This window comes from Stenotrophomonas sp. VV52 (assembly GCF_002893095.1).
Lineage (GTDB): Bacteria > Pseudomonadota > Gammaproteobacteria > Xanthomonadales > Xanthomonadaceae > Stenotrophomonas > Stenotrophomonas aracearum.
Window position 1 is genome coordinate 459,511 of sequence record NZ_PKQQ01000003.1, and the last position, 12,758, is coordinate 472,268.

Below are 12,758 nucleotides of genomic sequence, written 5' to 3' on the forward strand. Positions count from 1 at the left end.
CCTTCCACGCATTACGAAGAACCCCATGGATCGCAAAGTCATCGATCGGCTGTGCTCGCCGAACACCCGCCAGCCCCTGTCCCTCCTTGACGCCACGGGCCTTGAGGCGCTGAACCAGGCCATCGCGGCCGGTGCCGTGGCCAAGGCCAGCGGCGACCCGCAGGGCGAGAAGCTGCGCGAGGCACTGCTGACCCGCGACCGCAAGCAGGTCTTCCGCGTGGACGACGGCATTCCGGTGCTGCTGGCCGAAGAGGCCATCGACACCGCGCAGATCGCCAACTTCCCGGAAAAATGAGCCCGGCCCCGCTGACGCCTCCGGCCCCGGCGCAGGTCCAGGCCGACGTGGCCCGCGCCCTGGCCGAGGACATCGGCAGCGGCGATGTCACCGCCGCCCTGCTCCCGGACCGCCCGGACAGCGCCTACCTGCTGTGCAAGCAGGACGCGGTGATCGCCGGCCGGCCGTGGTTCGACGCCACCCACCAGGCGCTGGATCCGGACGTGCGGATCGAGTGGCGGGTCGCTGAAGGCGATACGGTCGCCGCCGGCACGGTGTTGGCGATCCTGCACGGGCGCAACCGCAGCCTGGTCAGTGCCGAGCGCACCTCGCTGAATTTCCTGCAGACGCTGTCCGGTACCGCGACTACCACGGCCCGCTACGTGGCTGCCGTGGCCGGTACCGGCACGCGCATCCTGGACACGCGCAAGACCCTGCCGGGGCTGCGCGTGGCGCAGAAGTACGCGGTACGCTGCGGTGGTGGCGACAACCACCGCCAGGGCCTGTTCGATACGGTGATGCTCAAGGAAAACCACATCCGCGCCGCCGGGTCGCTGACCGCAGCGGTGCAGGCTGCACGCGCGCAGTGGCCGCAGCTGCCGCTGGTGGTGGAGGTGGAAGACCTGGACCAGCTGCGTGAGGCGCTGGCCGTGGGGTGCGACCGGATCCTGATCGACGACTTCGACGCCGCCATGCGGCGCGAGGCGGTGCGCATTGCCGCCGGGCGGATTCCGCTGGAGGTGTCCGGCAGCGTGGATCTCGCTGGGCTGCGGGCGATTGCCGAAGACGGAGTGGACTGCATCTCGATCGGGGGCTTGACCAAGCATGTGCAGGCGATCGATCTGTCGTTGAAGCTGGGCGATCCGCCGCGGTAGCGTCGGATTCCGGATTTTCACGGTGCGGGCAAGGCGTGTTTGCGACGCTGTGCGTGCCCCCACCTGGAGAGCGCGTATGCGCCCCCTGCTCCTGCTTGCCTGCCTCTCGCCCGCAGCGCTGCTGCTGCCGGGCACCGCTGCCGCCGCCGAAGTCTGCGACATCCCACCGCGCTATGGACTGAGCCCGCTGGCCGTCAGCATCGTGCGCACCGCCTGCAACGAGCACCGCCTGTGGTACCGGCCCTTCATCGACGCCGAAGGACGCGCCGCCAACCTCGGCGTCAGCGAGGCCGAGCGGCTGTACCTTTCCGACGACAGCATGCCGGCTTGGCAGCGCGTGGTTGCGTACTGGCGCGACAGCGGCACCCTGGGCCCCATGGGCAGCCAGCCCGGCGCGACCAGCTGCATGCAGCCGTTCGGCACGCGCTACAGCGACAGCGACTGCCGGGCCTTCCTGATCGACAACCCGTGGTCGGCGGCGTTCATTTCCTGGGTAATGAGCCGGGCCGGCGTGCCGGGCTTTACCCGCTCGCCGCGCCACATCGACTACATCCGCGCGGCGTACCAGAACAGCGGCCCGTACCGCATGAGCGACCCGGCGCAGGAAAAACCCGCCCCCGGCGACCTGCTGTGCTACCTGCGCGACCGCGACGAGACGCTGAGCTACGCCGGACTGGTACAGCAGCTCAGCGGGGGCAAGGTGGCGAACTGGAAATCGCATTGCGAGGTGGTGATCGCGGCCAACATGGGCGGCGACCACACGCTGTACCTGATCGGCGGCAACGTCATGAACACGGTGGCGATGCGTAAACTGCCGCTGGACCGCAACGGCCGCATCCAGCTGCCGCCGGCCCGCTCCTACGATCCGTACGGCATCGGCTGCACGCCGGGCCGCGAAGACGAGTGCAACTTCAACCGCCAGGACTGGGCAGCCCTGCTGAAGCTGGTGGCGACCTCGCCGATGGGATACACGCCCAGCTACCCGCCAGCGCCGACGCCCGCGACGGCGCCCGTGCCCGCGTATGCGCCGACCACTCCCCCACCGCCTGCAACCGCCCAGCCAGGCGTACCGGCGACCCCGCCGCCGCAGAAGCTGACCTTCCCGCGCGTGGTTCCGCCGCGACCCGTGCCGCCGCAGTCGCCGCAATCGGCTCCGCAGCAGCCGCAGCAGCCGCCCAACAAGGTGGACGAACCGCAGCCGGGTTGATCCGCGACCGGTTCGTCGCCATCTTGGAGGTTCCTGACCCCGATGCCGTGCCGAGCCGCCGATGCCCAGCTTGATCCTGTTGATGATTGGCGGTGCCTTCGCCTACGCGTTCTGGAACTCGTCGCGCGCCGCCGCCGAGCGCGCGATCGAACTGGGCCGCAACGCCTGCCGCGCCGCCGACGTGCAGTGGCTGGACCAGGCCGTGCATGCCAGCAGCATCCGCGTGTGCCGCAAGGAGAACGGCTGGCTGGGCTGGGAGCGCACCTACCGGTTCGAGTACTCGCACGACGGCATCGACCGCCACACCGGCCGCATGGTGCTGCGTGGCGACCAGCTGGTGGCGTTCGTGGGGCCGTCGGCGGCGCGCATCAGCGAGATCCGCCGCAGCGTGGATACCAGCGGCGCCGAAGACGCATAGGGAAAAAGAGATCGCCGCCCAACGGGCGGCGATGCTTTTACTTCACCACCCGCAGGTGCGGGCGACCGCTGGGCTTGGGCGGGGTGTCGTCCGGGGTCGGGCTGTCGTCCGGCGGCAGCGTATCGTCCGGGCTCGGCTCGTGGCCGGGAATGTCGTCCGGCAGCGCCATGCCCTGGCCGGTCTCGCGGGCGTAGACCGCCAGCACGGCCGAGATCGGCACCTGCACCGGGTAGCTGGTGCCGGAAAAGCGCGCCGAGAAGCTCACGCTGTCGTTGTCGATATGCAGGCGCACCACCGCGCGTTCGGCGATGTTGAGCACCACCCGACCATCCTTCACCGCGCTCGGCGGCACCTGCACGCCGGGCATGCCGGCGTCGACCAGGATGTGGGGGGTCAGGTCGTTGTCGTTGATCCATTCCACCAGGGCCCGCAACAGGTACGGGCGGTGGCTGGTCATGCGGAAAGTGTCTTCAGTCATGCCGCAAGTGTACGCGTCCGCGCAGCGAAACGGTTCTCAGGCCGGCAGCTCGCGCAGCTTCTTTTCCTGGTCGGTGAGGCTGCGGATGAAGCCGGGATGGCGGAAGATGCGGTTGCCATAGTCCTCGATCGACTTGCCGTCCTTGGGCAGCGGCACGTCCAGCGACTGCAGGCGCCAGATGATCGGCGCCATGGCGCAATCGGCCAGGCTCATTTCCGGGTTGAGGAAGAACTTGCTGGCCTTGAACAGCGGCACCGCGCTGGTCAGCAGTTCCTTCAGGCGCTTGCGACCGGCTTCGGCCTGGGTTTTGTTGCCGAGCTGGATCGCCTGCACCTGCGGCACCCAGTCGTGTTCGATGCGCAGCATCGCCAGGCGGATGCGCGCACGCGACAGCGGGTCGACCGGCATCAGCGGCGGGTGCGGGTAGCGTTCGTCGAGGTATTCGCTGACCACCGAGGCCGCGTACAGCACCAGCTCGCGCTCGACCAGGGTCGGCACCGAGTGGTACGGGTTGAGGTCGATCAGGTCCTCGGGCGGGTTCTGCGGGTCGACCGGGACGAAATCATAGGTAACGCCCTTGGCAGCCAGCACCAGGCGCACGCGATGGCACAGCACGTCGTCGTTCGAGGAAAACAGCGTCAGGGTATTCCGCATGCGTACGCTCGCCGCCATCAAAGGCTCTCCAGCAGCCGATATCCGTCGACTGCATCGGCGCCGCCGGCCCATTGCCGACAGTCGTCACAGGTCCCGAGTGTGCAACTGCCCATCACAAAAGCCAATAGGCCGATCGATGTAGATAGACGCCGCCAATCGCAAACCTCAGTGCACGTCCTTCCAGTACTCCTTCTTCAACAGGTAGATCAGGAAGGTCAGCAACGCCAGGAACAGCACCACCCACACGCCCAGCTGCTGCCGCTTCAGCGCGGCCGGCTCGCCGGCGTACTCCAGGAAATTGGTGATGTCCCGCACCGCCTGGTCGTACTGCCCCGGGTCGAGGCTGCCGGGCTGGGCCAGGGTCAGTCCGGTCACCGGCGCATCGGCGCCCGGTGCTTCCGGCTTGCCTTTCACCGCATGCTGCAGGCCCTGCATTTCCCACAGCGGGTTGGGCATGGAGGCATTGGGGAACAAGGCATTGTTCCAGCCCAGCGGCCGGGTCGGGTCCAGGTAGAACGACTTGAGGTAGGTGTAGACCCAGTCGCTGCCACGCACCCGCGAGATCAGGCTGAGATCCGGCGGCATCTTGCCGAACCACTTCTCGGCCTGGGCATGCGGCATGGTCACCGGCACCGGTTCGCCGATCGGCACGCCGGTGAAGTTGAGGTTGTTCATGACCTCTTCTTCGCTCAGCCCCAGGTCCGCGGCCATGCGCGAGTAACGCAGGTACTTGAGCGCGTGGCAGCCCGAGCAGTAGTTCATGTAGAGCTGCGCGCCGCGCTGCAGCGACGCGCGGTCGCCCAGGTCGTTGCCGGCCTGCAGGGTCTTGCCGCCTTCGGCGGCACCGGCCACGGTACTCGCCAGCATCAGGGCGGCCGCGCAGGCCAGCCGGACAATCCAGTGGTCAGTCATGCGTGGTCACCCGGTCCGGTACCGGCTTGGTCCTGTCCAGCTTGGTCCATATCGGCATGGTGATGAAGAAGGCGAAGTAGAGGAAGGTCAGCACGCGCCCGACATAGGTTTCATGCGCGTCGGTGCCGGGGCCGGAGCCGATTACGCCCAGCCAGATGAAGCACACCGCGAACACCCCCAGCAGTGCCTTGGACAGCACCCCGCGGTAGCGGTACGACTTGACCCGCGCGCGGTCCAGCCATGGCACCAGGAACAGGATGGCGATGGCCGAGAACATCACGATCACGCCACCCAGCTTGTTGGGCACCACGCGCAACATCGCGTAGTACGGCGTGTAGTACCAGACCGGTTTGATGTGCTCGGGGGTGACCAGGCGGTTGGCCTCGGTGAAGTTGTCGTGTTCCAGGAACAGCCCGCCAAAGCCCGGCGCGAAGAAGATGATGAAGGCCGCCAGCACCAGCAGGAACCCGGCGCCCACGCCGTCCTTGAGGGTGTAATACGGATGGAACGGGATGCCGTCGGTGGGCGCGGTCGGCGACCAGCGGTTGCCCTTCGGGCCCTTCTTGATCTCCACGCCGTCCGGGTTGTTGGAGCCCACTTCGTGCAGCGCACCCAGGTGCAGCACGACCAGCAGCAGCAGCACCAGCGGCAGTGCGATCACGTGCAGTGCGAAGAAGCGGTTGAGGGTGGCGTCGCTGGGCAGGTAGTCGCCCATGATCCATTCGGTGAGTCCGTTGCCGATCACCGGGATCGCACCGAACAGCGAGATGATCACCTTCGCGCCCCAGAACGACATCTGCCCCCACGGCAGCACGTAGCCCATGAAGGCTTCGGCCATCAGCACCAGGTAGATCAGCATGCCCAGGATCCAGACCAGCTCGCGCGGCTTCTGGTAGCTGCCGTACATGAGGCCGCGGAACATGTGCAGGTAGACCACGATGAAGAACAGCGAGGCCCCGGTGGAATGCATGTAGCGGATCAGCCAGCCCCACTCCACGTCGCGCATGATGTACTCGACCGACGCGAACGCTTCCGCCGCGCTGGTCTTGTAATGCATGGTGAGGAAGATGCCGGTGACGATCTGGTTGACCAGGATCAGCAGGGCGAGCGAGCCGAAGTAGTACCAGAGGTTGAAGTTCTTCGGCGCGTAGTACTCGCTGACATGCTTGCGGTACACCGGCATCAGCCCGGGCGCGCGCGCGTTGACCCAGTCGGCGACGCCGGTGGCGGTACGGGAAAGGATGTTGGCCATGCTTACGCTGCCCCCTGCGGATCAACGCCGATGATGATGGTGCTGTCGTCCTGGTAATGGTGCGGCGGCACCAGCAGGTTGATCGGCGCCGGGACGCCCTGGAAGACGCGGCCGGACATGTCGAAGCGCGACTTGTGGCAGGGGCAGAAGTAGCCGCCCTTCCACTCGGGGTCGAACGGCTCGGGGCGGATCTCGGCGATCATTTCCGGCGAGCAGCCCAGGTGCGTGCACAGCCCGACCAGGACCGAGACCTCGGCCTTGATCGAACGGAATTCGGGGTTCTGCTTGAGCACGTAGGCCGGCTGCTGGTCCTTGTTCTCGGACTGCGGATCGCGCAGTCGACCGTCCAGCCCGGGCAACGACTCGAGAATGGCCTTGGAGCGTTTGACGATCCAGATCGGCTGGCCTCGCCACTCCATGACCAGTCGCTGGCCTTCCTGCAGCGCGCTGATGTCGGCAGTCACGGGCGCACCGGCCAGCTTGGCGCGGGCACTGGGATTCCAGGACTTGATGAACGGAACTGCTGCAAAACCGACGCCGACCGCTCCCACCACTGCAGTGGTTGCTGAAAGAAATCGTCGACGTCCAGTGTTTACTGGATCGTTTACCCCATCGTTGGCCATCCGGCACTCCGATATTGATTTAGGTAGCTTGAGGCTGCCAGCAGACCGGTGGGGGCCAGTCCACAATGAATCAGGAACGACTATAGCGGAAGCAAAGTCCTGCGCACAACGCATTCAGTCCGATGATCGACGGGATCCGGACATCATTGCGCCGTGCTGGTGGCACCGCGATAGCGCTCGGCCAACTGGGCCACGCGCTTCACGTAGTACTGGGTTTCGCTGTACGGCGGCACGCCACCATGGCGGTCGACCGCGCCTTCGCCGGCGTTGTAACCGGCGGCGGCCAGGGTCAGGTTGCCGTTGAAGCGCTTGAGCAGCCACGACAGGTACTGCACGCCGCCGCGGATGTTCTGCGCGGCGTCGTAGGAGTCGGTGACGCCGAAGCGACGCGCGGTGGGCGGCATCAGCTGCATCAGGCCCTGCGCGCCGGCGCGGCTGAGCGCGGTCGGGTTGTAGGCCGATTCGGCGTGGATGATGGCGCGCACGATCGCTTCTTCCACCCCGAACTCGCGCGCCGCGGCGGAGATCTCGGACTGGAAGGCGGTGGTGTTGAGGCGGACCGAGCCGAAGTTGACGCCCGGGTTGGCGCCGCAGGCATAGCAGCGCTCGATGTAGCTGTAGCGGATGGTGCGGACCTGGCCGAGGCTGGCCAGCTGCGCCGGCCGCTGGCTGGTGTAGTGGCGCACCCCGTCCTGCATGTAGGAGTAGACCTGCCCGTTGACCACGCGCGGCGCCTTGCCAGCGGACGGTGCGGCGGTCGGGGCCGAGGCGGCGGTGAGCACGGTGGCGGGCTGGGCCGGGGCCGAAGCAGGAGTGATGGCGCTGGCCGTCTTGGCGCCGTCGACAGCTGCGACCGCCACCGTGGCGGCTGGCGCAGGCGCGGGCGCGGGGGCTGCGGCCGGTGGCGGAACGTAGCGGCGCGGGGCGCTGCGGTCCGGGCGGTAGCTGCTGACCACGCTGCAGCTGGCACCGGGCAGGCGCTTGCTGACATAGTTGGAGATGCCGTCGGCGCCGACGCACTTGTACAGGGTGCCCGCACTGGCCGGCATAGCGGTCAGCGCAGCCAAGGCCAGCGCAGCGATCCCCAGAATCCCCTTCATGGCGCGGAGTGTCTCCGTTTCGCGGGCCCTTGCCAAGGGTTTGACGCGACATTCACATACCGCGTCACGTTCTGCCCGGGGGCCCGGCCCCGGAACCGGTACAATGCCCGCCCATTCCGCCGCCCCACCCAGGGCCGCGCGCCCGCCCACCCGACTGGAATAAGCGCCATGACCGGGACGCCAGCTTCGACCCTGCCGACCTCGGCCGGCACCACCGTGCCTGCCACCGATTCGCCCCGCCCCGACCTGCTGCCCCTGCCCGGCGCCCGCCCGCAGGTGGCCGGCCCGGTGCGCGGCAAGCTGTACATCAAGACCCACGGATGCCAGATGAACGAGTACGACTCGACCAAGATGGCCGACGTGCTTGCCGCAGAAGAAGGCCTGGAGCTGACCGACGACCCGGCCGAGGCCGACGTGCTGCTGATGAACACCTGCTCGATCCGCGAGAAGGCGCAGGAGAAGGTGTTCAGCCAGCTCGGCTACTGGAAGGCGCTGAAGAACAACGGCCGTGGCGTGATCATCGGGGTGGGGGGCTGCGTGGCCTCGCAGGAAGGCGAGGCGATCATCAAGCGCGCCCCGCACGTGGACCTGGTGTTCGGCCCGCAGACCCTGCACCGCCTGCCGGAACTGATCCGCCAGCGCCGCGAATCGGGGAAATCGCAGGTCGACATCAGCTTCCCGGAAATCGAAAAGTTCGACCGCCTGCCCGAACCGCGCGCCGAGGGTGGCTCGGCCTTCGTCTCGATCATGGAAGGCTGCTCCAAATACTGCTCGTTCTGCGTGGTGCCCTACACCCGTGGCACCGAAGTCAGCCGCCCGTTCGAGGACGTGGTGGTGGAAGTGGCACAGCTGGCCGCACAGGGCGTGCGCGAGATCAACCTGCTGGGCCAGAACGTCAACGCCTATCGCGGTCCGTACGGCGACGGCGAGCTCGCCGACCTCGGGCTGCTGATCCGCACCATCGCCGAGATCGACGGCGTGGACCGGATCCGCTTCACCACTTCGCACCCGCTGGAGTTCAGCGACTCGCTGGTGGATGCCTACCGCGACGTGCCGCAGCTGGCCAACTTCCTGCACCTGCCGGTGCAGGCCGGCAGCGACCGCGTGCTGTCGGCGATGAAGCGCGGCTACACCGCGCTGGAGTTCAAGGCGAAGATCCGCAAGCTCCGTGCGGTGCGCCCGGACATTTCGATCAGTTCGGACTTCATCGTGGGCTTCCCCGGTGAAACCGAGGCGGACTTCGAGAAGACCATGAAGCTGATCGAAGACGTGGGCTTCGACCAGAGCTTCTCCTTCATCTATTCGCGTCGCCCCGGCACCCCGGCGGCGGACCTGGAAGATACGATCACCGACGCCGAGAAGCATGCACGCCTGTCGCGCCTGCAGGCGCGCATCAACGAGCAGGCCGCGGCCATTTCGCAGGCGATGGTCGGCACGGTGCAGACGGTGCTGGTGGAAGGCCCCTCGCGCCGCAATGCAGACGAGCTGACCGGCAAGACCGAGAACATGCGCTCGGTGAATTTCCCGGGCCAGGCGCGGTTGGTCGGGCAATTGGTCGACGTGGAAATCACCGAGGCGTACAGCAATTCGCTGCGCGGGCGGCTGGTGGTCGCCTGATCAATCCAATCGCTTGCGGAACCGCAGAATCGCCAGCGTCATCATCACCACGATGAAGGCCAGCAGCGCCAGCACTTCCGGCCATAGCTCCCACCAGCGTGCGCCGCGCAGCATGATGCCGCGCACCAGGCGCAGGAAATGGGTGAGCGGCAGGATCTCCGCCACCCACTGCACGACGCGCGGCATGCCGGCGAACGGGAACATGAAGCCGGACAGCAGGATCGATGGCAGGAACACGAACATCGTCATCTGCATGGCCTGGAACTGCGACTGCGCCTTGGTCGAGATCAGCAGGCCAAGCGACAGGTTCGCCGCGATCAACAGCACCGCCGCCAGGTAGACGTCCAGCACGCTGCCGCGCACCGGCACCTGGAACAGCCACATCCCCAGCAGCAGCACCAGCGTGGTCTGGATCAGCCCGATCGCCGCGTACGGCAGCACCTTGCCCACCATCAGCTCGCTGCTGCTCAACGGTGTGGCAATAAGCAGTTCCATGTTGCCGCGCTCGCGTTCGCGCACGATCGCCACGGCGGTGAACATCACCATGGTCATGGTCAGGATGATCCCGATCAGCCCCGGCACGATGTTGATCGCCGAGCGCCGCTCCGGGTTGTAGAAGGCCACCACGCTGATCTGCCCCGCAGACCCCGCCGCGCCGGCACGCAGCGGCCGGTCATTGCGCAGCGGCTGGGTATCCAGCGGCACCTGCGCCAGCTGCACCGCCGCGCTCTGCACCACGGTATCGCTGCCGTCCACCAGCACCTGCACCGCTTCGCGGCCGTCGAAGCGACGGCGCTCGAAATCCGGCGGAATCACAATGCCCAGGCTGACCTGCCCGCGCCGCAGCGCGGTCATCAGCTGTTCGGGCGTGTCCACGTGCAGGGTCGGCGTGATCACGCCGGTGGCGACCATGTCCATCAGCAGCGCGCGCGAGGCCGAGGTGCCGGCCTGGTCGGCGATGCCGGTGTCCAGGTTGCGCAGGTTGAGGTTGATCGCGTACCCGAACAACACCAGCTGCATCACCGGAATGCCGACGATCATGGCCAGGGTGATGCGGTCGCGGCGCATCTGACGCAGTTCCTTGAGCACGATCGCCCACAGCCGGCGCAGGTTCATCGCGTGGCCTCGGCGTCAGCCGGTGCCTCGCGGCCGCGCGTGGCCGAGACGAACACGTCTTCCAGGTTGGGTTCGCTGCGCACCACCTCCGCGCCCTGCCCGTCCTCGCGCAGAGCCTGCTGCAGGCGCGGCTGCGCGTCATCGCCGCTGTCGAGCAGCACGCGCAGGGTGTTGCCGATCTGGGCCACGCTGAGCACGCCCGGCAGGCCGGCCAGCGCACGCTGCGCCTGCCGCGGCTGCGCGGCATGCACTTCCAGGGTGCGCCCCTGCAATGCCGCAGTCAGCTCGGCCGGGCTGCCGTCGGCGACCAGCACGCCACGATCAAGGATGGCCAGCCGATGGCAGCGTTCGGCCTCGTCCATGTAGTGCGTGGAGACCAGCAGCGTGGTGCCGGCGTCGGCCAGGTCGAAGAGTTTTTCCCAGAAATCGCGTCGCGACTCCGGGTCGACCGCGCTGGTCGGTTCGTCCAGGAACAGCAGCTCGGGCTCGTGGATGACCGCCCCGGCCAGGGCCAGCCGCTGCTTCTGGCCGCCGCTCATGGTGCCGGCCAGCTGCTTCTGGCGGTCCTCGAACCGGTACTGCTGCAGCAGCGCGTCGATCCGCTGCGCGGCCTTGGCACGCGGGATGTCCTGCACGGCGGCCAGGAACTCCAGGTTCTCGCGCACGGTGAGGTCTTCGAACAGCGAAAAGCGCTGGGTCATGTAGCCGATGCGACGGCGCAGTGCTTCGGCCTGTTCGGGAATGCGCAGGCCCAGCACCTCGATCTCGCCTTCGGTGGGCGTGAGCAGGCCGCACAGCATGCGGATGGTGGTCGACTTGCCCGAGCCGTTCGGGCCGAGGAATCCGTAGACGTTGGCGCGCGGCACGCTGAGGTCGACATGGTCGACCGCCGCCAGGCTGCCGAAACGCTTGGTCAGGCCGCGTGCGCGGATGGCCAGCGGCTGGGTATCGTCAGCTGCCTTGCCGGGCGCGGTGGCGCTCAAAACTCGACCCGTACCGGCGCGCCTGCGGGGAGATCCGCCAAGGGCGCCCTGCCGTCGGCAGGGTCCAGTTCGATCTCGGCCAGCCAGCTCAGTCGCGAGACGTCCTCGCCACTGAGCGCGTAGTAAGGCGTAAAGGTCGGATCGCTGCGGATGCTGCGCACGCGACCCGGCAATGCGCCGTCGCGGCCCTGCAGGTGCACCTGCGCGGCCTGCCCGACCCGGACCTTCAGCCGCAGGGGTTCGGGCAGGTAGACCCGCGCATACGGGCGTTCGCCGACCAGCAGCACCACCAGCGGCGCACCGACCGGCGCCTGGTCGCCCAGCTTGTAGGGCAGCGCGTCGACCCGGCCGGCGCGCGGCGCTACCAGGTCGAGCTTGCGCAGAGTCACCGCCTGTGCGGCCGCCTGCGCCTGCGCGGCCTGCAACGCGGCTTCGCCCTGCGCGACCTGCTCGACACGGGTGCCGTGCTCCAGCGCCAACAGCGCCTGCTCTGCCGCGCGCACTGCACCCTGCGCGCTGCCCGCTGCGGCGCGGGCGCGGTCCACGTCGGACGCGGCGACCAGCTGCTGGCGACCCAGCGGCTGCAGGCGACGGTAGTACGCCGAGGCGTCCACCGCCTCGGCGCGGGCGGACGCGAGCGTGGCGCGGGCCTGGTCGATGTCTTCGCGGCGGGGCCCATCGCGCAGTTCCCGCAGGGCCTGCCCGGCCTGACTGGCCTGCGCCTCCAGCGCCTGCAGCTGGGCGGCGGTGCGGATCGGTTCCAGCTGCAGCAGCGCGGCGCCGGCCGCGACCTGCTGGCCTTCGCGCACGCCGATGCCGACGATGGTTTCGGCGGCCGGTGCCGGTACGGTGATGCGGTCCCATTCGAGGGTGCCGAGTGCGGCGGGCGGGGTGGGTTTGCAGCCGGACAGCGCGCACCCGGCAACCGCCAGCAGGAGTCCTCGCAGGGGCAGGTAGCGGGCTGCAGGCATCGGCGGATCCCGGGCGCGGTCAGGGCGGTGGTGAAGTCATCACCTTGCGCATGCCTACGTGAAGGACGGGTCATGTCGATCACTGCGGCGTGGACGATGGTCACTAAATGATCACGCTTTCGTGACCCTTGCGGTTGCTGGGGTGTGCGGGGTTATCCACATGTTTCTCCAGCAGCGGCCCACAAGCGGTGTGGAAAACCCGGGCGGTTGTGTCCATTTTTTGACCATGGGGTGGCGGGCGTTGCGGGAGTAGGTTCGCGGGGAGCTATCCACAGGTT

The 12,758-nt window shown here is 67.9% G+C and carries 14 protein-coding genes; 5 read left to right on the forward strand and 9 right to left on the reverse strand.

Annotated features, from left to right (window positions below; genetic code table 11):
- Nucleotides 1-25: 25 nt before the first annotated feature.
- The 4 genes from C2U58_RS10745 (at nucleotide 26) to C2U58_RS10760 (ending at nucleotide 2,774) form a co-directional block, all read left to right on the forward strand.
- On the forward strand, nucleotides 26-295 hold the full coding sequence (locus C2U58_RS10745) for a hypothetical protein (RefSeq protein ID WP_102945828.1): 270 nt from the start codon (nucleotides 26-28) through the stop codon (nucleotides 293-295).
- The gene (gene nadC / locus C2U58_RS10750; protein ID WP_102945829.1) at nucleotides 292-1,149 is read left to right on the forward strand and encodes a carboxylating nicotinate-nucleotide diphosphorylase; all 858 of its coding nucleotides are present in this window, start codon (nucleotides 292-294) and stop codon (nucleotides 1,147-1,149) included. Before C2U58_RS10745 ends, nadC begins: the two co-directional genes overlap by 4 nt.
- A 76-nt stretch (nucleotides 1,150-1,225) precedes the next feature.
- Nucleotides 1,226-2,356, forward strand: coding sequence for a DUF2272 domain-containing protein (locus tag C2U58_RS10755; RefSeq protein ID WP_102945830.1), 1,131 nt, complete (start codon nucleotides 1,226-1,228; stop codon nucleotides 2,354-2,356).
- A gap of 61 nt (nucleotides 2,357-2,417) precedes the next feature.
- Nucleotides 2,418-2,774 (forward strand): DUF3301 domain-containing protein, encoded by a 357-nt coding sequence (locus tag C2U58_RS10760; protein WP_102945831.1) that lies wholly within the window; start codon nucleotides 2,418-2,420, stop codon nucleotides 2,772-2,774.
- A gap of 37 nt (nucleotides 2,775-2,811) precedes the next feature.
- On the opposite strand, the gene C2U58_RS10765 is transcribed toward C2U58_RS10760, so the two are convergent.
- From C2U58_RS10765 to C2U58_RS10790, 6 genes are all read right to left on the reverse strand, one after another.
- Nucleotides 2,812-3,252 (reverse strand): ClpXP protease specificity-enhancing factor, encoded by a 441-nt coding sequence (locus tag C2U58_RS10765; RefSeq protein ID WP_102945832.1) that lies wholly within the window; start codon nucleotides 3,250-3,252, stop codon nucleotides 2,812-2,814.
- Between the two features lie 36 nt (nucleotides 3,253-3,288).
- On the reverse strand, nucleotides 3,289-3,924 hold the full coding sequence (locus C2U58_RS10770; protein ID WP_070206934.1) for a glutathione S-transferase N-terminal domain-containing protein: 636 nt from the start codon (nucleotides 3,922-3,924) through the stop codon (nucleotides 3,289-3,291).
- Between the two features lie 147 nt (nucleotides 3,925-4,071).
- Nucleotides 4,072-4,773, reverse strand: a complete 702-nt coding sequence (locus C2U58_RS10775) for a cytochrome c1 (protein WP_253256716.1) — start codon at nucleotides 4,771-4,773, stop codon at nucleotides 4,072-4,074.
- Nucleotides 4,774-4,810: 37 nt separating this feature from the next.
- Entirely contained in the window at nucleotides 4,811-6,070 is a 1,260-nt protein-coding gene (locus C2U58_RS10780; RefSeq protein WP_102945834.1) for a cytochrome bc complex cytochrome b subunit, read from the reverse strand.
- Nucleotides 6,071-6,072: 2 nt separating this feature from the next.
- Nucleotides 6,073-6,693: a ubiquinol-cytochrome c reductase iron-sulfur subunit gene (gene petA / locus C2U58_RS10785; RefSeq protein ID WP_102945835.1), complete on the reverse strand. Its 621-nt coding sequence runs from the start codon at nucleotides 6,691-6,693 to the stop codon at nucleotides 6,073-6,075.
- A 143-nt stretch (nucleotides 6,694-6,836) separates the two neighbouring features.
- Complete coding sequence (locus C2U58_RS10790) at nucleotides 6,837-7,793, reverse strand: lytic transglycosylase domain-containing protein (RefSeq protein WP_102945836.1); 957 nt, start codon at nucleotides 7,791-7,793, stop codon at nucleotides 6,837-6,839.
- 168 nt (nucleotides 7,794-7,961) lie between these two features.
- Here C2U58_RS10790 and miaB point away from each other — a divergent pair, with 168 nt between their 5' ends.
- Nucleotides 7,962-9,410 (forward strand): tRNA (N6-isopentenyl adenosine(37)-C2)-methylthiotransferase MiaB, encoded by a 1,449-nt coding sequence (gene miaB, locus C2U58_RS10795; RefSeq protein ID WP_102945837.1) that lies wholly within the window; start codon nucleotides 7,962-7,964, stop codon nucleotides 9,408-9,410.
- On the opposite strand, the gene C2U58_RS10800 is transcribed toward miaB, so the two are convergent.
- Genes C2U58_RS10800 through C2U58_RS10810 form a run of 3 tightly spaced genes read right to left on the reverse strand, consistent with a single transcriptional unit; the run spans nucleotide 9,411 to nucleotide 12,480 of the window.
- A complete protein-coding gene (locus C2U58_RS10800) occupies nucleotides 9,411-10,526 on the reverse strand; it encodes an ABC transporter permease (RefSeq protein WP_102945838.1) in 1,116 nt (371 codons plus the stop codon).
- Nucleotides 10,523-11,458: an ABC transporter ATP-binding protein gene (locus tag C2U58_RS10805; RefSeq protein WP_102945910.1), complete on the reverse strand. Its 936-nt coding sequence runs from the start codon at nucleotides 11,456-11,458 to the stop codon at nucleotides 10,523-10,525. The genes C2U58_RS10800 and C2U58_RS10805 overlap by 4 nt, the downstream gene beginning before the upstream one ends.
- A gap of 47 nt (nucleotides 11,459-11,505) precedes the next feature.
- Nucleotides 11,506-12,480, reverse strand: a complete 975-nt coding sequence (locus C2U58_RS10810; RefSeq protein WP_102945839.1) for an HlyD family efflux transporter periplasmic adaptor subunit — start codon at nucleotides 12,478-12,480, stop codon at nucleotides 11,506-11,508.
- Between the last annotated feature and the right edge of the window lie 278 nt (nucleotides 12,481-12,758).